At 59.5% G+C, this 24,105-nt stretch carries 22 protein-coding genes and 1 tRNA gene; 12 read left to right on the top strand and 11 right to left on the bottom strand.

Annotated elements, in window-relative coordinates; all coding sequences use genetic code 11:
* Positions 1 to 15: 15 nt before the first annotated feature.
* The 4 genes from N2A98_RS01750 to N2A98_RS01735 all read right to left on the bottom strand — a co-directional run bounded on the left by N2A98_RS01750 (position 16) and on the right by N2A98_RS01735 (position 3,447).
* On the bottom strand, positions 16 to 273 hold the full coding sequence (locus N2A98_RS01750; RefSeq protein ID WP_044270642.1) for a DUF2164 domain-containing protein: 258 nt from the start codon (positions 271 to 273) through the stop codon (positions 16 to 18).
* Complete coding sequence (gene hisH / locus N2A98_RS01745; RefSeq protein ID WP_003187782.1) at positions 274 to 912, bottom strand: imidazole glycerol phosphate synthase subunit HisH; 639 nt, start codon at positions 910 to 912, stop codon at positions 274 to 276.
* The gene (hisB, locus tag N2A98_RS01740) at positions 912 to 1,508 is read right to left on the bottom strand and encodes an imidazoleglycerol-phosphate dehydratase HisB (RefSeq protein WP_003187781.1); all 597 of its coding nucleotides are present in this window, start codon (positions 1,506 to 1,508) and stop codon (positions 912 to 914) included. The genes hisH and hisB overlap by 1 nt, the downstream gene beginning before the upstream one ends.
* 277 nt (positions 1,509 to 1,785) lie before the next feature.
* A complete protein-coding gene (locus tag N2A98_RS01735; RefSeq protein WP_047712368.1) occupies positions 1,786 to 3,447 on the bottom strand; it encodes an OFA family MFS transporter in 1,662 nt (553 codons plus the stop codon).
* A gap of 326 nt (positions 3,448 to 3,773) precedes the next feature.
* Between N2A98_RS01735 and N2A98_RS01730 the strand changes: the two genes are divergently transcribed.
* The 4 genes from N2A98_RS01730 to N2A98_RS01715 all read left to right on the top strand — a co-directional run bounded on the left by N2A98_RS01730 (position 3,774) and on the right by N2A98_RS01715 (position 7,502).
* Positions 3,774 to 5,990 (top strand): AsmA family protein, encoded by a 2,217-nt coding sequence (locus N2A98_RS01730; RefSeq protein ID WP_275622949.1) that lies wholly within the window; start codon positions 3,774 to 3,776, stop codon positions 5,988 to 5,990.
* Complete coding sequence (gene mutY, locus N2A98_RS01725; RefSeq protein ID WP_275622948.1) at positions 5,987 to 7,054, top strand: A/G-specific adenine glycosylase; 1,068 nt, start codon at positions 5,987 to 5,989, stop codon at positions 7,052 to 7,054. Before N2A98_RS01730 ends, mutY begins: the two co-directional genes overlap by 4 nt.
* Complete coding sequence (locus N2A98_RS01720; RefSeq protein WP_017529562.1) at positions 7,051 to 7,323, top strand: oxidative damage protection protein; 273 nt, start codon at positions 7,051 to 7,053, stop codon at positions 7,321 to 7,323. Before mutY ends, N2A98_RS01720 begins: the two co-directional genes overlap by 4 nt.
* A 103-nt stretch (positions 7,324 to 7,426) precedes the next feature.
* A tRNA-Phe gene (locus N2A98_RS01715) sits at positions 7,427 to 7,502 on the top strand.
* Positions 7,503 to 7,631: 129 nt separating this feature from the next.
* Here N2A98_RS01715 and N2A98_RS01710 read toward each other — a convergent pair.
* Genes N2A98_RS01710 through N2A98_RS01695 form a run of 4 tightly spaced genes read right to left on the bottom strand, consistent with a single transcriptional unit; the run spans position 7,632 to position 12,409 of the window.
* Positions 7,632 to 9,359 (bottom strand): FAD/NAD(P)-binding protein, encoded by a 1,728-nt coding sequence (locus N2A98_RS01710; RefSeq protein WP_275622947.1) that lies wholly within the window; start codon positions 9,357 to 9,359, stop codon positions 7,632 to 7,634.
* Positions 9,360 to 9,415: 56 nt separating this feature from the next.
* The gene (locus tag N2A98_RS01705) at positions 9,416 to 11,074 is read right to left on the bottom strand and encodes a CoA-transferase (RefSeq protein WP_078802325.1); all 1,659 of its coding nucleotides are present in this window, start codon (positions 11,072 to 11,074) and stop codon (positions 9,416 to 9,418) included.
* Positions 11,071 to 11,454, bottom strand: coding sequence for a cupin domain-containing protein (locus N2A98_RS01700; protein ID WP_032894038.1), 384 nt, complete (start codon positions 11,452 to 11,454; stop codon positions 11,071 to 11,073). Before N2A98_RS01700 ends, N2A98_RS01705 begins: the two co-directional genes overlap by 4 nt.
* A gap of 58 nt (positions 11,455 to 11,512) precedes the next feature.
* A complete protein-coding gene (locus N2A98_RS01695) occupies positions 11,513 to 12,409 on the bottom strand; it encodes an EamA family transporter (protein WP_275622946.1) in 897 nt (298 codons plus the stop codon).
* A 101-nt stretch (positions 12,410 to 12,510) separates the two neighbouring features.
* On the opposite strand from N2A98_RS01695, the gene N2A98_RS01690 reads away from it, so the two are divergent.
* Both N2A98_RS01690 and N2A98_RS01685 read left to right on the top strand, forming a co-directional pair.
* The gene (locus tag N2A98_RS01690) at positions 12,511 to 13,449 is read left to right on the top strand and encodes a LysR family transcriptional regulator (protein ID WP_044270607.1); all 939 of its coding nucleotides are present in this window, start codon (positions 12,511 to 12,513) and stop codon (positions 13,447 to 13,449) included.
* Between the two features lie 163 nt (positions 13,450 to 13,612).
* On the top strand, positions 13,613 to 14,284 hold the full coding sequence (locus N2A98_RS01685; RefSeq protein ID WP_044270606.1) for a hypothetical protein: 672 nt from the start codon (positions 13,613 to 13,615) through the stop codon (positions 14,282 to 14,284).
* A 36-nt stretch (positions 14,285 to 14,320) separates the two neighbouring features.
* On the opposite strand, the gene N2A98_RS01680 is transcribed toward N2A98_RS01685, so the two are convergent.
* Together N2A98_RS01680 and N2A98_RS01675 are read right to left on the bottom strand one after the other, a co-directional pair.
* Positions 14,321 to 15,928, bottom strand: a complete 1,608-nt coding sequence (locus N2A98_RS01680; protein WP_275622945.1) for a hypothetical protein — start codon at positions 15,926 to 15,928, stop codon at positions 14,321 to 14,323.
* Between the two features lie 87 nt (positions 15,929 to 16,015).
* Positions 16,016 to 16,981 (bottom strand): arsenic resistance protein, encoded by a 966-nt coding sequence (locus tag N2A98_RS01675; RefSeq protein ID WP_275622944.1) that lies wholly within the window; start codon positions 16,979 to 16,981, stop codon positions 16,016 to 16,018.
* 158 nt (positions 16,982 to 17,139) lie between these two features.
* On the opposite strand from N2A98_RS01675, the gene N2A98_RS01670 reads away from it, so the two are divergent.
* On the top strand, positions 17,140 to 17,553 hold the full coding sequence (locus N2A98_RS01670) for a hypothetical protein (protein ID WP_014716505.1): 414 nt from the start codon (positions 17,140 to 17,142) through the stop codon (positions 17,551 to 17,553).
* A 119-nt stretch (positions 17,554 to 17,672) separates the two neighbouring features.
* Here the strand turns inward: N2A98_RS01670 and gabP are convergent, their stop codons facing one another.
* Complete coding sequence (gabP, locus tag N2A98_RS01665; RefSeq protein WP_003187762.1) at positions 17,673 to 19,064, bottom strand: GABA permease; 1,392 nt, start codon at positions 19,062 to 19,064, stop codon at positions 17,673 to 17,675.
* A gap of 555 nt (positions 19,065 to 19,619) precedes the next feature.
* Between gabP and N2A98_RS01660 the strand changes: the two genes are divergently transcribed.
* The 5 genes from N2A98_RS01660 to N2A98_RS01640 all read left to right on the top strand — a co-directional run bounded on the left by N2A98_RS01660 (position 19,620) and on the right by N2A98_RS01640 (position 23,834).
* Complete coding sequence (locus tag N2A98_RS01660; RefSeq protein ID WP_044270596.1) at positions 19,620 to 20,393, top strand: ABC transporter ATP-binding protein; 774 nt, start codon at positions 19,620 to 19,622, stop codon at positions 20,391 to 20,393.
* 13 nt (positions 20,394 to 20,406) lie between these two features.
* Positions 20,407 to 21,168, top strand: coding sequence for a transporter substrate-binding domain-containing protein (locus N2A98_RS01655; protein WP_044270594.1), 762 nt, complete (start codon positions 20,407 to 20,409; stop codon positions 21,166 to 21,168).
* A 74-nt stretch (positions 21,169 to 21,242) separates the two neighbouring features.
* Positions 21,243 to 21,938 carry an ABC transporter permease gene (locus tag N2A98_RS01650; RefSeq protein WP_044270592.1) on the top strand — a complete coding sequence of 232 codons (696 nt, stop codon included), beginning with the start codon at positions 21,243 to 21,245 and terminating at the stop codon, positions 21,936 to 21,938.
* A 38-nt stretch (positions 21,939 to 21,976) separates the two neighbouring features.
* On the top strand, positions 21,977 to 22,666 hold the full coding sequence (locus N2A98_RS01645; RefSeq protein WP_032803763.1) for an ABC transporter permease: 690 nt from the start codon (positions 21,977 to 21,979) through the stop codon (positions 22,664 to 22,666).
* The gene (locus N2A98_RS01640; RefSeq protein WP_275622943.1) at positions 22,647 to 23,834 is read left to right on the top strand and encodes a methyltransferase; all 1,188 of its coding nucleotides are present in this window, start codon (positions 22,647 to 22,649) and stop codon (positions 23,832 to 23,834) included. Before N2A98_RS01645 ends, N2A98_RS01640 begins: the two co-directional genes overlap by 20 nt.
* Positions 23,835 to 24,105: the final 271 nt, after the last annotated feature.

Genomic DNA, 24,105 nt, shown 5'->3' with positions numbered 1-24,105 from the left:
GCAATGCTTGGGAAATCAGGGTTTCTCAAGCGACCACAAGTCGCTTTCGATGCTTTCGAACCTTTCCTTAAGGAGCGTCTGCGTGTCGAAAACCGCCCTGTTGTAATAATGCGGCGCCACTTCGGTGGTGAACAGCTCAAGAATCTCGGCGACCTCGAACGAGCCCAACTTGAGCTCGAAGCGGTCCTCCATGAAACGTTTGATCTTGTCGGTGGCCGCACGCTCCTGCTCGGGCGTGAGGTTCAAGATCGGCTGCTTCGGTTTCCTGGCCATTTACCAGCGACCATCCCACGCGGCGAAGTTCTGCAGCAATTGCAGGCCATGGGTATGGCTCTTCTCCGGGTGGAACTGCACGGCAAAACGCGAACCATCGGCCAGCGCGGCGGCGAAGTCGACGCCGTAATGCCCGCCACCCACCACCTGGCGCGGGTTACCGGCGGCGATGTAGTAGCTGTGCACGAAGTAGAAACGCGCCATGTCCGGGATGTCGTGCCACAGCGGGTGGTCGACGGTGCGGCGCACTTCGTTCCAGCCCATGTGCGGGACTTTGAGGTGCTCGCCCTCTTCATGCAGGTCTTTGCCGAAGAACTTCACCTGGCCCGGAAACAAGCCGATGCAGTCGACTCCGCCGTTCTCTTCACTGCTGTCGAGCAAGGCTTGCATGCCCACGCAGATGCCGAGGAACGGACGATCCTGGCTGACCTCGCGCACCAGGCTGTCAAAGCCCAGGCGGCGGATTTCGGCCATGCAATCGCGAATCGCGCCTACACCGGGGAACACCACGCGGTCGGCTTCGCGAATCACGTTGGCATCGCTGGTGATCAGCACCTTACCGGCACCTACATGCTCAAGGGCCTTGGCCACCGAGTGCAGGTTACCCATGCCGTAATCGATAACCGCGACCGTCTGCATTACAGGACGCCCTTGGTCGACGGCATTTGCCCGCCCATGCGCTCATCGACTTCCACAGCCATGCGCAACGCGCGGCCGAAAGCCTTGAACACGGTTTCGATCTGGTGGTGAGTGTTGGTGCCGCGCAGGTTGTCGATGTGCAGGCTGACCAGTGCGTGGTTGACAAAGCCCTGGAAGAATTCCTGGAACAAATCCACATCAAAGCCACGGCCCACGTTCGCGCGGGTGTAAGGCACGTGCATCTGCAAACCCGGGCGACCGGAGAAGTCGATGACCACACGCGACAGCGCTTCATCCAGCGGGACATAGGCATGGCCGTAGCGACGGATGCCTTTTTTGTCGCCGATGGCCTTGGCAAACGCCTGGCCGAGGGTGATGCCCACGTCTTCCACCATGTGGTGGTCGTCGATATGCAGGTCGCCTTTGCCGACGATATCCAGGTCGATCAGCCCGTGACGGGCGATCTGGTCCAGCATGTGCTCAAGAAAAGGGACACCGATATCAAATCGGGCCTTTCCGGTGCCATCCAGGTTGATCGAGGCTTTGATCTGGGTTTCCAGAGTGTCGCGCTCGACAGATGCCTTACGTTCGGCCATCACCAGCTCCGCAAAATCATTGGGCGAAAAAGGCAGCCATTATAGGGGCGCGGGCGCTAAACAGAAACAACGAAGGGGATAAGACTGACGAGTTGGAGCGAGGAATGTCGGGGATAGACATGTGCATACATGTGAGCATGGGTTTATGTGGGAGCTGGCTTGCCTGCGATAGCATCACTGCGGGGCAACTGGTACACCGAGGTGCCTGTATCGCAGGCAAGCCAGCTCCCACACAAGCCCGGCCCCCACAGGAGCCGGGCCCACCCTTATTGCGGTATCAGTGGAACAGTACTGCGGTCTTCTGCAGGGTCACCCACACACCCCACGCCAACGGAATACCTACCACCAGCCACGCGGCAATCGCCAGCGGCTTGCTGGCGGCGGAGGCTTTCCACTCCAGCACGGTGCTGGCATCGGCACCTTTGTCATGGCCCAGCGCCTGTTCGGCTGCCAGTTCGGCATCGGTCATGAAGTACTTGTCGGCCACCGGGCGCACCAGCAGGTTGCAGATGAAGCCCAGCACCAACAGTCCGGCGAGGATGTACAAGGTGATGTCGTAGGCCGCGGCCCGTTCAACGCCGATGCTCAACTGGTATTCACGCAGGTAGTTCACCAGCACCGGGCCCAGTACGCCCGCAGCGGCCCAGGCGGTCAACAGGCGACCGTGGATCGCGCCAACCATCTGGGTGCCGAACAGATCGGCCAGGTAGGCCGGGACCGTGGCAAAACCACCGCCGTACATCGACAGGATGATGCAGAACGCGGCCACGAACAGCGCCACATTACCCAGGTGCCCCAGGTTCGGGATCAGCGCATACAGGGCAAAGCCCAGGGCGAAGAACACGAAGTAGGTGTTTTTACGCCCCAGGTAGTCAGAGAACGAGGCCCAGAAGAACCGGCCACCGATGTTGAACAGGCTCAACAGGCCGGTAAAACCAGCGGCAATGGCTGCAATGGATGCCAACTGGCCCGCATCCAATTGACCAAATGGCACATCGACACCCAGGAGTTTGCCGCCAAACACTTCCTGCAGCAGCGGCGAAGCCATGCCCAGGATGCCGATACCGGCCGACACGTTCAGGCACAGCACCAGCCAGACCAGGCGGAACTGTGGGGTTTTCCACGCAACATTCACATGCACATGGCGGTGAGTGATCATCGCATTGCTGGCTTTCTTCGCTGGCGCGGTCCAGCCCTCAGGCTTCCAGCCGGTCGGGGGTACGCGATACAGCAGGGCGCCACCAATCATGAACACGAAGTAAATCGCCGCCATGACCACAAAGCTCTGCCATACACCGACGCTGGTCGGCGAAGAGAAATGGCCCATCAGCGCCGCGGCCAAAGGTGCACCCACCATCGCGCCGCCGCCAAAGCCCATGATCGCCATGCCGGTCGCCATGCCGCGCTTGTCCGGGAACCACTTGATCAAGGTCGAAACGGGCGAGATATAGCCCAGGCCCAGGCCAATACCGCCAATGACCCCGGAGCCGATCCACATCAGCCAGATCTGGTGGGTATAGATACCCAGGGCCGAGATCAGCAGGCCACCACACCAGCACAGCGCCGAGACAACCCCGGCCTTGCGCGGCCCGGCGTGTTCCAGCCAGCCGCCCCAGATCGCTGCGGAGCAGCCCAGGAAGATGAAGAACAGGGTGTAGATCCAGCCCAGCATGGAAATGGGCCAGTCGCATTGAGACGAGAAGACTTGAGCGATAAAGCCCATGTCCGGTGCGCAAGCCACCGGCGCGGTGATGCCCAGCGCCTTGGACAACGGCAGCCAGAACACCGAGAAACCATAGGCCATGCCGATGCACAGGTGGATGGCCAGGGCGGCCGGTGGAACCAGCCAGCGGTTGAAGCCCGGCTTGGCGATGATGCGCTCCTTGGACAGGAACGCAGGCTGTGCGGCGGCAGTGCCGGCCACAGTGCTAGTGCTCATTGGTGTTTCCCCCAGTTATTGGTATGCGTCCGTCAGGCGCTCTCTCCCTCGGCCTTGCACGCAAAGCGTGGCCGTTTCGTTGAGTGAAGCTCCCTTTTAGGCGCGACGTTAAGTCGCAGAAGGCGGACGAACGTGCAGAGATTAGCACCAGTGGATGACAGAAAAATCAAACTGCCACTACCTTTTTTGGATTATCTGTACTTTTCTGACGTCAAAATCCTATTTCCGCGCCCATGGATACAATGTAACGATCCGTGAACTGACGCAGGCCGTCGGGCGTTATACTCTGCGGCTACATTTTGAAATCGACATACAAGGACTCGCCCATGAAAGCGTTCGGCAAAATCCTGGGTCTGGTACTTCTCGGGCTGTTGCTGATCATTGTGGCGCTCGGCTTTGCCCTGACCCACCTTTTCGATCCCAACGACTACAAAGAAGAAATTCGCCAGATAGCCCGCGACAAGGCCCACATCGAGCTGACGCTCAATGGCGATATCGGCTGGAGCCTGTTCCCCTGGCTGGGCCTGGAGCTTCACGAAGCCAGCGTCGCGACCCTGACCGCACCGACTCAACCCTTTGCCGACTTGCAGATGCTCGGCCTGTCGGTACGCGTACTGCCGCTGCTGCGCCGCGAAGTGCAGATGAGCGATGTGCGTGTCGAGGGCCTGAACCTGCGCCTGAACCGCGACAAGCAAGGCCACGGCAACTGGGAAGACATCGGCAAGAACCTGCCCGACGAAACCACAGGCACCCCCGCTCCCGCGCCGGTCGAACCCGTGGCTGAAACCAAGCCGGAAAAGCCACCGCAGCCGATCCGCCTGGACATCGACAGCCTGACCATCAACAACGCCCGCGTCGAATACACCGATGAACAGACCGGCAAGCACCTGAGTGCCGAAAGCATCCAGCTGAGTGCCGGTGCCATCCACGAAGGCGCCAGCATCCCGCTGAAACTCACGGCCTTCCTGGGCAGCAACCAGCCGCTGATGCGGGTCAAGACTGAGCTGAACGGCAACTTGCGCATCCAGCGTGCGCTCAAGCGTTATCAGTTCGAAGACATGCGCTTTAGTGGCGAGGCCACTGGTGAGCCGTTGCAGGGCAAAACGGTGAGCTTCTCCACCCAAGGCCAATTGCTGGTGGACCTGGCGGCCAATGTCGCCGAATGGACCAACCTGAAACTGGCGGCCAACCAACTGCGCGCCTTGGGCGAACTGAAGGCCAATGACCTGGACAAGACCCCGCAGATCAGCGGCGCCCTGTCGGTCGCCCAGTTTGACCTGGCCAAGTTTCTTGAAAGCGTCGGTCATCCGTTGCCTGCCATGGCCCCCGGTAGCCTGAGCAAGGTCGAGCTGGTGAGCCGCCTCAAGGGCACGCCCACCAGCGTCGCCCTGGAAGACCTGAACCTGAAGCTCGATGGCAGCACCTTCACCGGCCGTGTCGCCGTGGATGATTTCGCCAAGCAGTCCCTGCGTGTGCAGCTCAAGGGCGATACCTTCAATGCCGACAATTACCTGCCGGCCAAATCCGAAGCTGCCAAAGGTGCAACCGCCGCACGCCAGGCCGAAGTACAGAGCAGCGAAGCCGGCGCCATGGCCGCAGGCGGCAACACGCCATTGCCGGAGGCGCCGACCAAAGGCGCCTGGAGCAACGACAAACTGCTACCGCTGACCCGCCTGCGCAGCCTGGACGTGAATGCAGACCTGGCCTTTGGCGAGCTGACCCTGAGCCAGCTGCCCATTCAGAACGCGGTGCTCAAAGCCTCCGGCATTGATGGCCAACTCACGCTCGACACCCTAAGCGGCGGGCTCTATAACGGCACGTTCCAGGCCAACGGCACACTCGACGTACGCCAGGACACGCCCGTACTGGCCCTGCAAAGCCACATCAAGCAGGTGCCTGTTGAACGCATCCTGCAGGCCCAAGGGAAAACCCCGCCGGTCAAAGGCCAGCTCACCCTCGACAGCAACCTCAACGGCCGTGGCAACAGCCAGAAAGCGCTGATCGACAGCCTCAACGGCACCGCCAGCCTCGTGATCAACAACGGCGTGTTGCTCAATGCCAACATCGAGCAGCAACTGTGTACCGGCATCGCCCTGCTCAACCGCAAGACCCTGAGCACCACGCCAGGCGGCAAGGACACGCCCTTCCAGGAGCTGCGCGGCAACCTCACGTTCCGTAACGGCGTGGCCAGCAACCCCGACCTGAAAGTGCGCATCCCCGGCCTGACCCTCAACGGCAACGGTGATGTGGATTTGCGCGTGCTGGGCATGGACTACCGCGTGGGCATCATCGTCGAAGGCGACAAGCGCGACGTGCCGGACCCGGCCTGCCAGGTCGGCTCCAACTTCCAGGGCATTGAGGTGCCGCTGCGTTGCCGTGGCCCGCTTGAGCTGGGCGCCAAGGCCTGCCGCCTGGACAAGGACGGCCTGGGCCAGGTCGCCCTCAAGGCGGCCGGCAATCGCCTTAACGAGAAGCTGGAAGAAAAGCTCGACAAGGTTAACCCCAAGCTCAAAGACGCATTGAAAGGCCTGTTCAACCGATGAGAAGCGAGCAGTTTTCACAAGCGGTACTGGACTGGTACGACCGCCATGGCCGCCACGACCTGCCCTGGCAACAGGGCATCACCCCTTACCGGGTGTGGGTGTCGGAGATCATGCTGCAACAGACCCAGGTCAGCACCGTGCTCAACTACTTCGACCGGTTCATGGCGTCCTTGCCGACGGTCGAAGCCCTGGCCGCCGCGCCGGAAGATGAAGTGCTGCACCTGTGGACGGGCCTGGGCTACTACACCCGGGCGCGCAACCTGCAAAAGACCGCGAAGATCGTGGTGGCCGAATACGGCGGCGAATTCCCTCGCGACGTGGAGAAACTCACCGGGCTGCCAGGTATCGGCCTGTCGACCGCTGGCGCGATTGCCAGCCTGAGCATGGGCCTGCGCGCACCGATCCTCGACGGCAACGTCAAACGCGTACTGGCGCGCTTTACCGCGCAAGAGGGTTACCCGGGCGAGCCCAAGGTGGCCAAGCAGCTGTGGGCCACTGCAGAGCGCTTCACGCCCTTTGAACGCGTCAACGCCTACACCCAGGCCATGATGGACATGGGCGCCACCCTGTGCACCCGCAGCAAACCCAGTTGCCTGCTGTGCCCGCTGGAAAAAGGCTGCGAAGCCCACATGCTCGGGCTGGAGACGCGCTACCCGATCCCCAAGCCGCGCAAGACCATCCCGCAAAAGCGCACGCTGATGCCCATGCTGGCGAACGCCGAGGGCGCGATCCTGCTTTACCGTCGCCCGTCCACGGGCTTGTGGGGCGGCTTGTGGAGCTTGCCGGAGCTGGACGACCTGCAAGACTTGGATCACCTCGCCAACCAGCACGCGCTGGCGCTGGGCAAGCATCAGGAACTGCCGGGGCTGATCCACACCTTCAGCCACTTCCAGCTGGCCATCGAACCCTGGCTGGTCCAGGTCGAGGAATCCGCCCATCACGTGGCCGAGGCCGACTGGCTCTGGTATAACCTCGCCACCCCGCCGCGCCTGGGCCTTGCCGCCCCGGTGAAAAAACTGCTGAAGCGCGCGGCCGACGTATTGAACGCAGGAGTTTCGTCATGACCCGCACCGTTATGTGCCGCAAGTACAAAGAAGAACTGCCAGCCCTGGAACGCCCTCCTTACCCAGGTGCCAAGGGCCAGGACATTTACGACCACGTCTCGGCCAAAGCCTGGGGCGACTGGTTGAAACACCAGACTCTGCTGATCAACGAAAAACGCCTGAACATGATGAACGCCGAAGACCGCAAATACCTGGCCGGCGAAATGGACAAGTTCTTTTCCGGCGAGGAATACGCCCAGGCCGAAGGCTACGTCCCACCTGCTCAATAATTGATCAAAAACCGGGGTCTGCACGTAAGCGACGGTAATAATTAAATATTTTTTGAAAACTTGCTTGACGACCCCCTGAAAAACCCGTTTAATGCGCCCCGTTGCCCAGATAGCTCAGTCGGTAGAGCAGGGGATTGAAAATCCCCGTGTCGGCGGTTCGATTCCGTCTCTGGGCACCAAAATACCGAGAAACCCCAAGGAACAATGTTCCTTGGGGTTTTTTATTGCCTGCGATTCAACCGGCTTCAGGTCCCGGAGCCGAAACGATCTGCGCGGGCTTGATTTAAATGGCCAGGCTCAAAGCGCCCTCAGACCAGCTGAGTCGTCGGCGACGCCAGTTCCCCTCGCACGGGTGACCCAAGCACGCTTGCGTTCCCCTGAGCAGCCTTCAGGCCGTAGCGCCTACTCTGCCTGGTGCTCGCCGACGCGGAGGCCGTACGACCTCTTCGAGTGACAGAGCGACGACGAGGCGCTCGCGCCGAAGGCAACGCCGCGTGAGAAATGCTGCCTGACAATACGCTGAGCGCATCTTCAACCTGACGCCGGGCCAACCTGACATTGACGTCCATCGCATTCGTCCAGAAATACGTGCCAGCGGCCAGGCTGCCAAGCACCGAGACATGCGGCCAGGCCTCACCGGCTGCACCCACCAACCTTCCTGTCTCGAAGTCCAACTCAAAGCCGCCGAACTCATTGGGCTTGGCCAACTTGCGACGGAGCAAATTCACCACGAGCGGCACGTCAGACTGCTCCACCTGAACGGAGTACCCGGTGGCGTTAATGACATATTCACTTTCGATGACGGTACGGAATGCGCTGCGACGGTCGTCAATGCGCGTCTCAAAGACCTTTGAAGCCTGGTTGTAAGTGACCTGGCTGACGCCGCCGAGTACCAGTAGGCGATCAGCCTTCAGCAACGCCTGCAACTTATGGGCATTTTTGACCGGCACCGAGACTCGGTAAGAAGACCAGAGACTGCCGAATGTCGTCTGAAATACCTGCTTGTCGTCGCGAGACAGGCGATGCCAGACATAATCGATAATGGAGTTGGTCGAGTAAATGACCGACTGCCACAGACGCTCGGCATTGTCTGCCTGGATGATTTCGGACGTTATGTAGTCCAACACACCGGCGCCCGAATTCAAGATGCGCGTCAAGTCCAAGGCGTCACCGGTAACCTCCTCGATCTCACGCAGCAACATCGTAAAGACGTCATGCAGCTTGAGCTGGCCACCATTTGCATCACAGAAGTTATCGATGTGGGCCCGGGTCAGATGAGTCAATGTATGAGGCCGATTAAAGGTACCGCGCACGCTGGGCAGACGGCCGGTGCGCGATGCCATGACAATTTTTCCCTGGTGCCCGGCTTCCGTCAGTGAGAGCACAGTGTCAATGGCCGACAGTCCGGTCCCTAGCACACACACCGACGCGTTGGCCGGTATGTTGCGCACCATGTCCCGGGTTGGGTATGGGGTGCGCACGAAGCCAGCCACGTCATTGAGCTGAGTAAACCGCGTCGATGGCAGGTTTCCCATGCTGAGGACAACCCGATCCGCCACGTAGGCCACGCCGCTCTCGGTATCAATGCAAGGGCGCTGGTCAGACAGTGAGATCAAGTCTGTGACGGTTGAGGTCACTGCGGTGACCTTAATGCCATGGGCGCGGGCCACGGCCATCGTCTGCTCATACTGATGTGCCAGGTATCTGCCGAACAGGCTGCGCGGCAGGAAGGCGTGATCGTCGATGACTGTTTGTGGAAAATCGATCGCCTGATCTGCGCCATGCTGTTCCAGCCAGCGAATAAAATGCCGCTTGTCGCCTGCCACCGCAGACATGGCGTCGGCTCGCGTGTTGAGCAAGTTGCACTCGAAGTCGGCCTGGTACGCATAACCCGGCCCAGGTGTTTTCTGTGACTCAAAGATCAGCACATCCAAATGATGACTCAGCCCCTGACGAACAGCTTCATCAATGAGTTGCGTAAAATATGCGACGCCGACAGAACCACCGCCCACTATGGCAATTGTTATTTTTTTCATGGTGTTTTCCAAAACGCGTAGTGCGAAGAATGAAGAGCCATCAATGAAATGATGAGTTAGTCACGCGAACGCCAGTACTTGTCTGTGACAGAGAGCGGCTGATGCAGAAAAATCGACGCAGGCATCAACTCCACGTGGTCAGCCACGATGATATCGGCCGTACTGCGAGCGAGAATATCGCGCTCGATGTCGATACCCGGCGCAACTTCCTTGAGTATCAAGCGGCCGTCCTTCAATACGAGCACAGCCCGTTCAGTGATGAACAGAATCGGGCAGTTGCGTGATTGCGCATGGGCGGCATTGAAGCTCATGTGCTCAACGGCCTGGATAAACTTGGTGATACCCCCTTCACGCTCAATGCTTAACTGCCCGGATTCAAACCCCAGCTCCAGACCACCGGCCGTGAAGGTTCCACAAAACACCACGCGCTTGGCGCTTTGCGAAATGTTGATAAAACCACCGACACCGTTGAGCCGCCCGCCGAATCGACTGATGTTGACATTGCCACGGCTGTCGGCCTGACCAAACCCGAGGAAGGCCAGATCGATTCCGCCACCGTCATAGAAGTCGAACTGGCTGGCTTGATCGAGAATCGCTTGAGGGTTGCTCGAAGCGCCGAATGACAGCCCGCGAGCAGGCGTGCCACCGATAACCCCGGACTCGACAGTAAGCACATGGGCGGAGCAGCGCTCCTCGCTCGCCACCCTTGCAATGTACTCCGGGGTGCCAATACCCAGGTTAACGATCGGCGCGTTGTACCGGGCTATTTCATACAAGGCTCGGCGCGCGACGATTTTTTTGGCGCACAGCGGTAACGGCGTGACTGCGGTATCGGAGCGCGACCGCCCGGTATAGGTGTTGTTTCTGACCTCACCGTAGGTTTGCCAATGTGTGTCTGGTGTGGATAAAACCAGATAATCAACAAAGATCCCCGGAATACGGATCGCCTGAGGATCGAGCGAGTTACGGTCGACCAATTCCATCACTTGCACGATGACGATACCGCCGCAATTGTGAACGGCCTGCGCCTGGGCGAGGCTGTCCTGAAAGTTGGCTTCGTCCTCCATGCTGATATTGCCGTCGACATCTGCTCGGCTTCCGCGCAAAAAGGCGACATTGATGGGCATCGACGGATAGAAAAGTTCTTCACGCCCCCCAACGTTTACCACTGAGATCAGCTCTTCAGTCGTAGCCGGGCCGACTTTGCCCCCCTCCTGCCTGGGGTCGATAAAGGTGTGCAAGCCAATCCCTGAGAGCACCCCACTTTTGCCCCCGGCGATTGAGCGGAACAGGTGGCTTATCACGCCCTGAGGCCAGTTGTGCGCTTGGATTTCACCACGCAGTGCCATCTGGCCTATCGACGGTGCAAGCGCCCAGTAGCCTCCGATCACCTTTTTCAGCAGGCCTTTGACAGCCAGTTGATTAAGCCCACGGCTGGCCTTGTCACCCTGGCCGGCCGCAAAAACCAGGGTCAGGTCCGATGGTTGTGCGGTAGCGGCAAAACGCGCCGCCAGTGCTTCGGTGAGCAAGTCTGGGTGCCCACAACTGCCGAACCCCCCAGTGGTGATCGTGCAATTATCGGGTACCAGGGCCGCCGCCTGGCTGGCGGTAATGACGCGCTTAGGCTCCATCACATAATCACTGCCGAACGAGGCCGCTGCGAGCGTCGCCGGGGGAGCCTGGACGTTGAAGCCGCTATTGAGGGCGCCCATCATGCCTGCGCCTGCGCCAGGGAAACGGTCTGCACGGGCTTTTCCCACACTACCAGGAAGGTGCAGCCTTCATCGCTCCACAGCGCATGCTCACTGTCAGGCGGGCAGACTTCAAGCGTGCCGGCTGGGTGTGCACCGGCATCGTTATGCAGCACGCCATCGAGCACGAAAATCAGTTCGTAGCCAGGATGAAGGTGGCGCTGGGTACGGGCACCCGGCTGATAACGTACCAGGGCCGCTGATGGCCCATCCACTTCCGGGCCTTGGTACAAATGCACGATATCGGTCTTGGTTCGGCCATTGGCGGTATAGGGCACCCACGGCAAGGCTTCTTTGCTGCGTACTGCGTTGAGTACATCTTTAAGGATTTGTCCGGTATGCATGATACTTCCTTGTTCGCTGGATAAAGAGGCGTTAGATAGGGGTGGTTAAACGTTGAGCTCACTTCTTGACATGGGTGCACGCATAAACAGCCAGTGCGGTAATCGCAAAACCTACAGCGTTAATTGCACTGAACGATTCACCGAGGAATACAAAGCCCATTAAGGCTGTTACTGCGGGAATAAGATGGAACAGGCCTGCTACTTTGCTCGCCTCACCTTTGCGCATGAGGATGTAGAGGATGCTGATAGCGCCAATAGAGTTGACCAGTGACAACCAACCGGACGCGAAGATCATTGTTGGGGTCCACTGAACCGCTAGATTTTCAAAGTGGTCGGCGAGAAAGAACATCACGAAAGAGGCCGTGGCCAACTGGATAAAACCACCCGTGCGTAAGTCCATGCCGGTGCAGTATTTCTTCTGATACAGGCTGCCGGCCGTGATGCCAACCAGTGCCAGCACTACGCACAAGTAACCTGTCAGGCTCGCCGTTGCACTTACACCCAGCTGTTCATAGACCACCAGGGCGACACCGAACAATCCGCCCACCAAGCCGAGCCACTCGACACGACTGACTTTTTCGTTAAGAAACCGAGTGGCGCCCAACGCGGTAAACACCGGCATCGTGCCGACAATCAGCGCGGCCACAGCAGCCGACACGCCCAGATCCAGCCCCATGTACAGGCCAGCAAACTGAAGCGCCTGGATCAAGATGCCCACCACCACCAGATGGCCGAACTGAGCGCGGGTTTTCGGCCACGGGGCTTTAGTCGCAAGCGCCACGCCCAGCAGGATCAGCGCGGCACTGGCAAAGCGAATGAAGATCAGGGTGTAGGGCCCCACAAAGGGGAGTGCCACTTTGCCAACGACATAACCGGAACTCCACATGACGATGAAGAGCAAAGGCAGTAGAGTGACGGGCAGGGCAATATTGAAACTTCTGGTCAGGGCTTTCATGAATCCTCCAAGGTTTAACCGCTAGAGAATTCAAAGTATTTAACCCACCCGCTGCGCACAATACGGCCAAAAAGAACAAGCCTGTGTCCTCTGGAGAAACAATGGAATCTTTCTCAGATAATATTTCGGATGTCTTTGTTTTCGTTAAAGTTGTCGAACTGAAAAGTTTCTCCAAAGCGGCCCGTTTCTTCGGTTCGACCACCTCAACCGTCAGCAAACAAATGCGCAGGCTTGAGGAAACGCTCGGGGCCAAGTTGTTAAACCGCACCACGCGAAGCCTGGCGCTCACAGAAGCGGGAGAACTTGCCTATCAGCACGGTGTTCGGATTACCGAGGAAACCGGCGCCTTACTCAACTCGGTCGAGAGCTTGCAATCAGCGCCCCGGGGCCACCTGCGGGTCACCACATCGGTTGCCTTTGGCAATCTCCACTTGAGCAACCTGGTTGGGCAATTCCTCAACGCCTACCCCGATATCAGCGTCACGCTCTCCTTGAGCGACCGCTATGTGGATATTGTCGAAGAGGGGTTCGATATTGCGATACGCCTGACCAGTACGCCCGTGGACAGTTTTATAGCGCGACGCTTGGCCAAACTCGATTACGTGTTATGTGCAACACCCGGTTATTTAAGCAGCCACTCCCCCATCGCCACTCTCGGTGATTTGGCCGCACATAACTGCTTGATCAATGGCCTGGCGCGGGAAGCATCCTGGCGTTTTCTTCGCGACGGCGAAGTGACCGAAGTGCGCGTATCAGGGCGTTTCTGTGTCAACAGCAGTGAGTCGGTGAGGCAGGCCGTGATGGAAGGTGTGGGCATAGGCTTGCTGCCCACGTTCTCCATCGCCGACGATTTGCGCAAGGGCAGCCTTAGCGTGATTTTGCCCAAGTACATTGCAGAGGGTACGTTCGGCGACAGCATTCATGCGATTTTCTTGCCGAGCAAGTTTGCCGTGCCCAAGTTGCGGGTCTTTGTGGACTTCCTGATCGAGAAATTCGAAGACGGTGGTGGATGGTTGCCAGCCCCCCAGAAGGCGGAATAACCACGGGCGCCATGACGACCAGGACCGCTGCCCTGTATCCTTAGTGGCCTAGTGCCTGCGATTGGCAGAGGAAAGCCATCAGGCTTTTATCCTCCGTGCTGGTTATTTTTCTCTGGGTTCAATCGTTCAGCCTTTACCCAATTCTCAGTTGTAAGGTTTTTTCATGACCCGCTTCTTGCTTTGCACCCTATTCATACTGACCGCCCTGCTCAGTGGGTGTGCCACGCAGTTGGACGTAGCAATCAACGCGACGCCTGATCCCGATTATCAATTTGACCGACAGGCAACCGTGTTGGTGACCTCCACGGGCGGCAGCGATGAAAACTCGCTCAATGCCCGCTACTACCTGCGCGACATGGTCCGCGCCATGCAGGACCAGGGCTTTGGCAATGTTTTTACCGATACCACGCTGCCCAAGAACCACGCGCCGATCAAAATGACCGTCACCCTGGATGTCGATAGCAAGCAGGTGACTTATCGCTACACCGCTACCGAATACGGGCAAGTGGCAAACAGCACCACCACCCAATGCAAGAAGAACAAGAAAAAGACCGACCAACTGACCTGCACTAGCACCCCAAACACCTCCTACGGCCCGGTAGGAACTTCGGAGCGCACCGGCTACACCACGCTTACCACCTTCCGGGTCACCGCTCGCGATGAAGCGAGCAGGCGCGCGGTCTACCTGCTACGGGCGTCGTCCTATAACGACGATTGCCAAGCCGCCAAGGTCGAAGCCTTTCTGGTACAGCAGGGTTTGCAGAACCTGAATTTCCAGGACCGTGTGCAGCGCAATTACACGGTCACGATGCCTGAAAGCTTCCGTTGCAAGTAATCAGCTGCTCGGCAGGCCCTTGGCTCAAGGGCCTCCTTACTTGAGCAAAAACACCATCAACGGGTTGTCATTCAAACGCCCTTGATAGCTCGGTGCCAGGTGCTCCACCGGCGACCTCTTCAACAGCGCAGTCTCCTTGCGCGACACAATCACCCAGGAAGGCCGGGGCAGCGCCGCCAGCTTCTCAAGCTCGTGACGCCCGACAAACAGCGGCTGTTCATCGTGATCCAGGTTCATCATGTAGCGCACAGCCCAGGTGTCCCGCGCCAGGTCGACAAACACCAAAGGGCCCGGCTGAGCCTCGCGCAACGCCTCCACCTGGCTGACAAACCGCCGGGTGTCGAATTGCAGGTCCTTGGCCGGTTCTATCACCGTCACCAGCAACAGCCATTGCGCCGCCAGGGCGATCAGACTGAGCCACACCAACCGCCATGCTCGCTGCCAGGCAATCAACGCTGCGGCTTGCAGCACCACCAGCACGCCGATCATCAACGGCAAGGAAATCTGCGGCCAGTAGCCCTGCTTGTGCCAGGCGTGTCGGCACACAAACAACACCACCACGCACAACGTCGGCAGCGCCGCGACCAGCCATTCATAGCAACGGCGCACGCCCACCAGCCAGCCTTGCGCGTGAAGCAGCCCATAGGCAGCGACAGCCGCAAACATCGGCACCATCGGCAGGATGTAATAAGCGCGCTTGAAATGCGGTACCGACAGGCCAAGCAGAATTATCAAGCCGCAGCCCCCCAAGCGCACCAGCAATTGCAGGTGCTCATTGGCCCAACGCTCGGGCCAGCGATGGCGCAACGCAAACAGGCTCGCAAATGCCAGGGGTACCACCGGGAAGTAGCGGTACAAGCTCAGTTGGAAGTAAAAGTAAAACGGCTCACCCGACTCATCCAGACGCCCACCGACTTGCATCCTGAAGACCTCATCGGCAAACGCAGCGCCACCACTGAACCGCGCAAGCTTCATCAGAAGCCACCAGCACGCTGCGAGCAGCACCAGGCCGACAACGCCGTGGCTCAGCACCTGCCGGACACGCTCCAGAGGGTTGCCCAACGCCCAATACACACATACCACCGCGCAGACCTCAATCAACCCCAGCGGCCCCCGTATCGCAAACCCGAGGATGAACAACGGGAACACCGCCAGTTGCCTCAGCCGTGACCCGAGGCGCTCGCCGGTGTGCAGCAGGTAGAAACTGCCCACGCATAACAACGCGACCATCTGATCCAGGCACACCGAGCGCGACTTTTCGAGCAACTGGGCGGTGAGCAGTGTGAGCAGCACTGTCAGCAGCGCCCAAGCACGGCTGTAGGGTGCCAGCAGGCGGTACATCAGCGCGATCACCCCCGCCGAGGCGAGCGCCGTGGGCAGCACATTCGCCAGGTGGTTCGGCGCATCGAACAAGCGGGCGAAGACATAACTGAAGAAGGTCGCGGTGCCGGGGTAATCCGCGTAGGGCTGGCCGTAGGTGGTGGGGAAAAGACTCGCGCCATGGCGATACATTTCCTGCAGGAACAGCGCCCAACGCCCGTCAAACCCCTGGGGCTGCTGATCCCAAATGCCCACTGTGAATAACAAGAGAGCGACCAGGAAAATACCCAGTGACTCCAGGCGAAAACGGTTGCGATGATCCATCGGGTGACCTGTCAGGTGGGAAGCGCTGGCGTATGGTGCCGAACGTGTCCCTGAATAGCGCCTGAACAGACCTGAACATTCACGCAGTTACCGGCTGGTGGGCCACACCACGGCAGGGATCAGGCGGACGTAGGCCAACTCGGCAACCAACTCGATCAGGGTTTGCAGGATCACCACCGTTGCGGCCAAGCCGCGCACATCCTCCGGCAGGGCCAGCGCCAATGGCAAAACCACCAGCGAGTTACGGGTCGACGCACTGAAGGTCACCGCCCGTGCCGTCAACGCTGGCAGTGCGAACAGCCGCGCAGCCACAATGCCCGTCAACGGCGCCAGCAACACAAAGGCCACGTAGACCGGAATGACTGGCAGCAACAAATTGATATCCCGTACCACCGCCGTGATGTGCGAAGCCAGCACTACAAACAACACCAACGCCATTGCCGGCACCGGCATCCACGCCCAGGCACTGTTCCAACGTCCAATAGCGCTCGAACGCCGCGCGAGAGCGCTGGTCAGGACCGCCAGAAGCATCGGCAGCACAATCAACCCCACGAACGCCTCGACAAAAGGCCCTGCATCCACCACCACGGAGGATTGCTCGCCCAACATTAGCCCCAGGTAGACCGGCAACAACAGCAGTTGCAGCAACAGCAGCAGCGGTGTTGCCGCCAGCATCGACCGCGAATCGCCCTTGCCGATATGGGTAAACACCACCACATAGTCGATACAGGGCGTCAGCAACACCAGCAGAGCGCCCACCAGCAACGCCGGGCGTTCCACCAGGCCGCGGGTCAACCCCCACACCAGCAAGGGCACCAGGATGAAATTGGCCAACAGCAAGGCCGCCATGAAACGCTTATTGCCCACGGCTTGGCGCAGCTCAAGAAAGGGAATTTGCAAAAACATCGCATACATCAGCACGGCGATGGCAGGTGTCACCCAAAGGCTGAGGCCCTGCGCCGACAAGGGCCAGAGCAGGCCAAACGTGACGGCCACAAAGACGGCAACGAAGTAGATCGGGACCTGATGGTGTTCCAGGGTGTCACGGGTCATGGGCGAGCTCTGGTGGGTCAATAGACTGTCAGCCTAAGTATCCGCGCAGATAAGGTCGAGCATTACAGCAATCACTGCCGCCCCGGAAACCCTTGGGATTTAACCCAACCTGCGCTTCAATACACCCTCTAGACCCAGACCCCAAGGACGTCGAGCCCATGGCCTCGCCAAACAAGCAGCAAAAACGCGCCCACCGGGCAAAAGCCAAGGCCAAGCAAAACCGTACCCAGCGCGCCGTGGCGCACAAACCGGATGCTTTCGCGGGCGACGACAGCCGCATCGACCTTGAGTCGGTGGATTTGACTGAACTGTTCGTCGAAATGCGTACCGCCGGCGAGATCAGCCAGCAGGCCCTGTGTGCGGTGTTCCTGGCCCACCCGTTGCTGGCGTTGGTGCTGGAGCAGGAAGGCGAAGAGGAAGCGACCGACTTTATCCTGGCGGCGCTGATCGAGTATCGGCAGTGGGCGACAGACAGCGATGATGAGGCCGCCGCGCTGGCGTGGATTGAGTCGCCGCAGTTCCAGGCCGATTACGTGGCGGCGTCCCAGGCCCTGGCCAACGCCCCCGACTAACACCAAACAAAAATGTGGGAGCGGGCTTGCTCGCGAATGCGCTAGACCAGTCAATAATTGAATGACTGTCAGAATGCATTCGCGAGCAAGCCCGCTCCCACAGTTTGAATAGCGGCGTATCAGTTAAGCGCCGCAGCCCCCACTCTTTGGGCCTTGCGACGGCTCGCCACCACCAACCCCGCCAATACCACCAGCAAGCTCAGAACCCCGGTGGCGATGATCTCGACCCGGTGCGCTTCCTGGAACAGCATGATGGTCAACGTACCGACGATAAACACCATTACCGCGTACGTCAGGCCTGGGAACAGCCACATCTTGAAGACGATCTTCTCGCCCGCCGCCGTTCGCTTCTGGCGCATGCGCAGCTGCGACACGGCAATCACCAGGTACACCAACAACGCGATGGCGCCAGAGCTGGCCAGCAGGAATTCGAACACCGCCGCCGGGGCGACGTAGTTAGCGAATACCGCCAGGAACGCAGCACCGGTAGACAGCAACACCGCCCAGTAAGGCGTGCCGCTCTTGTTGGTACGCTTGGCCACGGCCGGTGCGTCACCGCGACGGCCCAGGGAGAACAGCATGCGCGACGCGGTGTACAGCGCCGAGTTGAGGCAGCTGGTCACGGCAACCAGCACCACCAGGTCGACAATCAGCTTGGCGTTCGGAATGCCCATGCGTTCCAGCACAGTCTGGTAGGAACCTACGGCCGCCAGGGTCGGATCGTTCCAAGGCACCAGGGATACCACGATGAAGATCGACAACAGGTAGAACAAACCAATCCGCCAGATCACCGAATTGGTGGCCTTGGTGATTTGCTGGCCTGGGTTCTTCGATTCGGCGGCGGCGATGGTGACAATCTCGGTGCCCATGAACGAGAACATAGTGGTCAGGATCGCTGCCAATACCGCGCCCATGCCGTTGGGCATGAACCCTTGGGTATCGAACAGGTGCGAAACACCGCTGACCTGGCTGGTAGGCAAGAAGCCGAAGATCGCGGCGAGGCCGAGGATCACAAAGCCGACGATCGCAACGACCTTGATCAATGCAAACCAGAACTCGAATTCACCGTAGTTTTTCACGCTGAACAGGTTGGTTGCGGTGAGCAACAAGGTAATCACCAGGGTGAACACCCAGATCGCCACGTCGGGGAACCAGGCGTGCAGGATGGTCGCCGCCGCGTTGGCTTCCAGCGGAATCACCAGCACCCAGAACCACCAGTACAGCCAGCCGATGGTGAAACCGGCCCAGTGGCCGATTGCCCGGTCGGCATAGGTAGAGAACGAACCGGTATCCGGTGACGCAACGGCCATCTCGGCCAGCATGCGCATCACCAAGACCACCAGCGTGCCGGCGGCTGCATAGGCCAACAGTACAGCCGGGCCGGCAGCAGCGATCGCATGGCCGGAGCCGACAAACAAACCGGCGCCGATGACACCGGCAATCGACAGCATGGTGACGTGACGCGGTTTGAGCCCCTGTTCGAGGTCATTGGAGCTTTGCGTACTACTCATTGACACACCTTTGCGAGGAATTGCGAAAACGGTTCGCCCGGCTTGTAGCCTTTCTCGTGAAAAGAATCCAACAGGGCGTTCTTTATTTTTTACGCAAGATTTGCGCCAAAATATTTCAGAGCCACAGTTGACGGGGGCTGTAGGACAATTCGCCACCCATCGCAAGTCATTGAGAACAATGGCATTCCGCTATAGCGTTACCGTGCGACTCACATTCACGGCGCACCGACGCACCAAAAACACACACAAAAAGTACGTGACGCCCCATAAGCGGGCTGATATGGACCGTTTGCCGGGTTAACCCTTCCAACACCCGGCCAAAGCTGGCACCATCGCGCCCTTTTTTACGCGAAGCCTGTGGATCTTTCCGGGTCAAACGTCTGTAGGTTGTTGATGGCGCGACACACTGCTGCGCCGATGCGACACCCTGCCGCAGGCCACCGGTTAACCGTCCGCAGCGCTGTTGGCTGTCGTCCAAACGCTATGCTAGCTTGGCGCCTCGCCAGGAAGGCGGCCCAACAGCGAAGATCGCAACGAACACAATGAGGACCGCACATGGCCCAGGCCACGCCCGCGCTTGAAATCCGCAACTTGCATAAACGCTATGGTGAGCTTGAGGTACTCAAAGGTATCTCGCTGACCGCTCGCGACGGCGATGTGATCTCGATCCTGGGTTCCTCCGGTTCCGGCAAGTCCACCTTCCTGCGCTGCATCAACCTGCTGGAAAACCCGCATCAGGGCCAGATCCTGGTGGCCGGCGAAGAACTCAAGCTCAAGGCCGCGAAAAACGGCGAACTGATGGCAGCCGACGGCAAGCAGATCAACCGCCTGCGCAGCGAAATCGGGTTTGTGTTTCAAAACTTTAACCTATGGCCGCACATGACCATCCTCGACAACATCATCGAGGCCCCTCGCCGCGTGCTCGGCCAGAGCAAGGCCGAAGCCATAGAAGTGGCCGAGGCCCTGCTGGCCAAGGTCGGGATCGCCGACAAGCGCCACGCCTACCCTGCCCAGCTCTCTGGCGGCCAACAACAACGCGCGGCGATTGCGCGTACCCTGGCGATGCAGCCTAAAGTCATTCTGTTCGACGAGCCGACTTCTGCGCTTGACCCGGAAATGGTCCAGGAAGTACTTAATGTGATCCGCGCACTGGCCGAAGAAGGCCGCACCATGCTGCTGGTCACCCACGAAATGGGCTTCGCCCGTCAGGTATCCAGCGAAGTGGTGTTTTTGCACCAGGGCCTGGTCGAGGAGCAAGGATCGCCACAGCAGGTATTTGAAAACCCGCTTTCGGCGCGCTGCAAACAATTCATGTCCAGCAACCGCTAACGGAGCAACATGCATGCAGAACTATAAAAAATTCCTTCTGGCCGCGGCCGTCTCGATGGCGTTCAGCGCCACAGCCATGGCAGAAACCTTGAAGATGGGGATCGAAGCGGCCTACCCGCCATTCAACAATAAAGACGCCAGCGGCAACGTTGTCGGCTTCGACAAAGACATCGGCGACGCCCTGTGCGCCAAGATGAAAGTCGAGAAGTGCGAAGTGTATGTGTCCGACTGGGACGGCATCATCCCGGCCCTGAACGCCAAGAAGTTCGACTTCCTGGTGTCCTCGCTGTCGATCACCGACGAACGCAAGCAGGCAGTGGACTTCACCGACCCGTACTACTCCAACAAGCTGCAGTTCATTGCGCCCAAGACCACCGACTTCAAGACCGATAAAGCTTATCTCGGCGGCAAGACCATCGGTGCCCAACGCGCAACCCTGGCCGGTACCTGGCTGGACGACCGCAATATGGAAGACGACTACAACGTCAAGATCACCCTGTACGACACCCAGGAAAACGCCTACCTCGACCTGACCTCCGGCCGTGTCGATGGCATCCTGGCGGATAAGTACGTGCAGTATGAGTGGCTCAAAAGCGAAGCCGGCTCCAAATATGAATTCAAAGGTGAGCCTGTTGTAGAAAGCGACAAGATCGGTATCGCCGTACGCAAAGGCGATCCACTGCGCGAGCGCCTGAACAAAGCCCTGGCAGAGATCAAGGAAGACGGCACCTACAAGAAGATCAACGACAAGTACTTCCCGTTCAGCATCGAATGATCTGAACGGCCTGCCCGACGCGCTCTTGTGAGCGCGTCGGCTTTTAGCAATGCCTGCCGCGATATGAAAACACCATGAATTTCGATCTCTACGGATTCGGGCCGGCCCTCGCCGCCGGCGCGCTGATGACCGTCAAACTGGCGCTCACGGCCCTGTGCCTGGGGCTGCTGCTCGGCCTTGCCGGCGCCTTGGCCAAGACTTCCCCGTACAAGCCACTGCAATGGCTGGGCGGCGCGTATTCGACCATCGTTCGCGGTATTCCCGAGCTGCTGTGGGTGCTGCTGATTTACTTCGGCACCGTCAATCTGATGCGTGCGCTCGGTGAGTTCTTCGGCAACCCCGACCTGTCGCTGAGTGCCTTCGCCGCCGGCGTCATCGCCCTGGGCCTGTGCTTCGGCGCTTACGCAACGGAAGTGTTTCGCGGCGCGATCCTCGCCATTCCCAAGGGCCACCGCGAAGCCGGCGTGGCGTTGGGGCTGTCGAAGTTTCGGATTTTCACCCGGCTGATCATGCCGCAGATGTGGCGTATCGCCCTACCGGGCCTGGGCAACCTGTTCATGATCCTGATGAAAGACACCGCGCTGGTGTCGGTGATCGGCCTGGAAGAAATCATGCGCCACGCGCAGATCGGCGTGACCGTGACCAAGCAACCGTTCACCTTCTTCATGGTCGCCGCATTCATGTACCTGGGCCTGACCGTACTGGCGATGACCAGCATGCACTTTCTGGAAAAACGCGCCGCCCGCGGCTTTGCAAGGAGCACCCAATGAGCGGCGACTACAGCTGGTTATCGCACTTTGACCTGGGCCTGAACTGGGCCGTGATCATCAAGTGGCTGCCGAAGTTGGCCCAGGGCGCCACACTGACCCTGGAGCTGGTGGCAATCGCCGTGATCGCCGGCCTGCTGCTGGCGATCCCACTGGGCATCGCCCGCTCTTCGCGCCGCTGGTACGTGAGTGCCCTGCCCTATGGCTACATTTTCTTCTTCCGTGGCACACCGCTGCTGGTGCAGTTGTTTTTGGTGTACTACGGCCTGGCGCAGTTCGATGCCGTGCGCAACAGCTTCATGTGGCCGTACCTGCGAGACCCGTTCTGGTGCGCCACCGCCACCATGACCCTGCACACCGCCGCCTACATTGCCGAGATCCTGCGGGGCGCGATCCAGGCCATACCGCCTGGCGAAATCGAAGCGGCGCGCGCCCTGGGCATGTCCAAGCCCAAGACGCTGTTCTACATCATCCTGCCCCGCGCCTCGCGCATCGGCCTGCCGGCCTACAGCAACGAAGTGATCCTGATGCTCAAGGCCAGCGCCCTGGCCAGCACCGTGACCCTGCTGGAACTGACCGGCATGGCGCGCACCATCATTGCCCGCACCTACCTGCCGGTCGAGATCTTCTTCGCCGCCGGGCTGTTCTACCTGCTGATGGCCTACGTGCTGGTGCGCGGCTTCAAACTGCTGGAAAAATGGCTGCGCGTCGATGCGTGCCAAGGACGTTGAGGCACGCTTCCAGGAGCTAGATGCATTCCTGACTGAACACCAAGGGCTGTGGCGACCACGGCCCTTTACCCAGTTACAGTTGCCCTGGGAAACCGAGCTCCCTGCGTTATCCCAATGGCTGCGCCAGCGTTCACTGGCCGAGGCCGAAGCCAGTCACAACCAACCTCACCACCTGCCCGCGCCCGCCCCTTTTCCACAGCTGGCCGCTCACGCGCTGCGCCTCGGCACTGTGGATAAGTTGCCCACACACACCCTTGAACCCGCTCGCCATCGCCTGAATGTCGACGTGCCCGGGCGCAAATGGCAACAGATCGAAGCCTTCGGCGCCGCGCTGACCTTTACCCAAACGCCTGCCCACTGGCTGGACTGGTGCGCCGGCAAAGGCCACCTAGGCCGCCGCCTGCTGCAACCCGGCCAACATCTGACCTGCCTGGAATACGACCCCGCCCTGATCGCCTCCGGCCAAGCCTTGAGTGATCGCCACGGCCTGCCCGCAACCCATCACCTCCAAGACGTGATGGCGGATGTAGCGATCCAGCCTGAACACACCCCCGTCGCCCTGCATGCCTGCGGTGACCTGCACGTGCGCCTGTTGCAACTGGCCAGCGCCGTCGGTTGCAAACAACTGGCCCTGGCGCCCTGCTGCTACAACCGCATCACCGCCGACAGTTATCAGGCCCTCTCCGCCGCTGGGCGCGCCTCCCTGCTACAACTGTCGATTGACGACCTCGGCCTGCCCCTGAGCGAAACCGTCACCGCCGGCAACCGCGTACGCCAACAACGAGACACCTCCATGGCCCGACGCCTGGGCTTTGACCAACTGCAACGTCAACTGCGTGGCTGCGACGACTACCTGCCAACACCCTCCCTGCCCGCCAGTTGGCTAGATAAACCCTTTGCCGACTATTGCCAAGAACTGGCAAGCCTCAAAGGCTTATCCACAGACAAACAGAATTGGCCGGCACTTGAGGCCCACGGCTGGCAGCGCCTGGCCGAGGTGCGCAACCTGGAACTCGTGAGAGGCTTGTTTCGACGCCCATTGGAACTGTGGTTGGTGCTGGATCGGGCCCTGTTTATGGTGGACCAGGGCTACAACGTCGAGGTAGGCAGCTTCTGCGAATCGTCGTTGACTCCTCGCAACTTGATGGTGCTGGCCGAGCGCCAATAAAGGGCAAAAAATCCTACACGCGACCTGTGGATAACTCTGTTGATGAATTCTTTACAGAGGCCGTAGATACCGGCCCTTCACACCAAAAGCCAATCTGGTCATTTTTTGTTCACAAAATAAAGTGCACACAAAACAGGCAGTTGCAGCGTGTTGAGAACTGCTGCACAAAATGGCTGTTTCGTGACAGCTATTACCAACCGATTGTGCATAAGCATCTGGCGCCACGCGCATAACGGGCGCCTTATGCGGGCTGTTTTGGCGTGTTCGGCAA

It is taken from the genome of Pseudomonas sp. FJ2-5-13, assembly GCF_029201605.1.
In the GTDB taxonomy this organism is placed as follows: domain Bacteria; phylum Pseudomonadota; class Gammaproteobacteria; order Pseudomonadales; family Pseudomonadaceae; genus Aquipseudomonas; species Aquipseudomonas lactis.
The sequence above is the reverse complement of the archived record's forward strand: the minus strand, read 5'-3'. Positions and strand labels throughout refer to the sequence as shown.

Coding starts and splice junctions, on each gene's coding strand:
- N2A98_RS01660 (WP_044270596.1), top strand. CDS start 19,620: ATGGCCCAGGCCACGCCCGCGCTTGAAATCCGCAACTTGCATAAACGC.
- N2A98_RS01640 (WP_275622943.1), top strand. CDS start 22,647: ATGCGTGCCAAGGACGTTGAGGCACGCTTCCAGGAGCTAGATGCATTC.
- N2A98_RS01730 (WP_275622949.1), top strand. CDS start 3,774: ATGAAAGCGTTCGGCAAAATCCTGGGTCTGGTACTTCTCGGGCTGTTG.
- hisB (WP_003187781.1), bottom strand. CDS start 1,508: ATGGCCGAACGTAAGGCATCTGTCGAGCGCGACACTCTGGAAACCCAG.
- N2A98_RS01700 (WP_032894038.1), bottom strand. CDS start 11,454: ATGCATACCGGACAAATCCTTAAAGATGTACTCAACGCAGTACGCAGC.
- gabP (WP_003187762.1), bottom strand. CDS start 19,064: ATGAGTAGTACGCAAAGCTCCAATGACCTCGAACAGGGGCTCAAACCG.
- N2A98_RS01685 (WP_044270606.1), top strand. CDS start 13,613: ATGACCCGCTTCTTGCTTTGCACCCTATTCATACTGACCGCCCTGCTC.
- N2A98_RS01680 (WP_275622945.1), bottom strand. CDS start 15,928: ATGGATCATCGCAACCGTTTTCGCCTGGAGTCACTGGGTATTTTCCTG.
- N2A98_RS01655 (WP_044270594.1), top strand. CDS start 20,407: ATGCAGAACTATAAAAAATTCCTTCTGGCCGCGGCCGTCTCGATGGCG.
- N2A98_RS01670 (WP_014716505.1), top strand. CDS start 17,140: ATGGCCTCGCCAAACAAGCAGCAAAAACGCGCCCACCGGGCAAAAGCC.
- mutY (WP_275622948.1), top strand. CDS start 5,987: ATGAGAAGCGAGCAGTTTTCACAAGCGGTACTGGACTGGTACGACCGC.
- N2A98_RS01675 (WP_275622944.1), bottom strand. CDS start 16,981: ATGACCCGTGACACCCTGGAACACCATCAGGTCCCGATCTACTTCGTT.
- N2A98_RS01695 (WP_275622946.1), bottom strand. CDS start 12,409: ATGAAAGCCCTGACCAGAAGTTTCAATATTGCCCTGCCCGTCACTCTA.
- hisH (WP_003187782.1), bottom strand. CDS start 912: ATGCAGACGGTCGCGGTTATCGATTACGGCATGGGTAACCTGCACTCG.
- N2A98_RS01705 (WP_078802325.1), bottom strand. CDS start 11,074: ATGATGGGCGCCCTCAATAGCGGCTTCAACGTCCAGGCTCCCCCGGCG.
- N2A98_RS01710 (WP_275622947.1), bottom strand. CDS start 9,359: ATGAAAAAAATAACAATTGCCATAGTGGGCGGTGGTTCTGTCGGCGTC.
- N2A98_RS01650 (WP_044270592.1), top strand. CDS start 21,243: ATGAATTTCGATCTCTACGGATTCGGGCCGGCCCTCGCCGCCGGCGCG.
- N2A98_RS01735 (WP_047712368.1), bottom strand. CDS start 3,447: ATGAGCACTAGCACTGTGGCCGGCACTGCCGCCGCACAGCCTGCGTTC.
- N2A98_RS01750 (WP_044270642.1), bottom strand. CDS start 273: ATGGCCAGGAAACCGAAGCAGCCGATCTTGAACCTCACGCCCGAGCAG.
- N2A98_RS01690 (WP_044270607.1), top strand. CDS start 12,511: ATGGAATCTTTCTCAGATAATATTTCGGATGTCTTTGTTTTCGTTAAA.
- N2A98_RS01720 (WP_017529562.1), top strand. CDS start 7,051: ATGACCCGCACCGTTATGTGCCGCAAGTACAAAGAAGAACTGCCAGCC.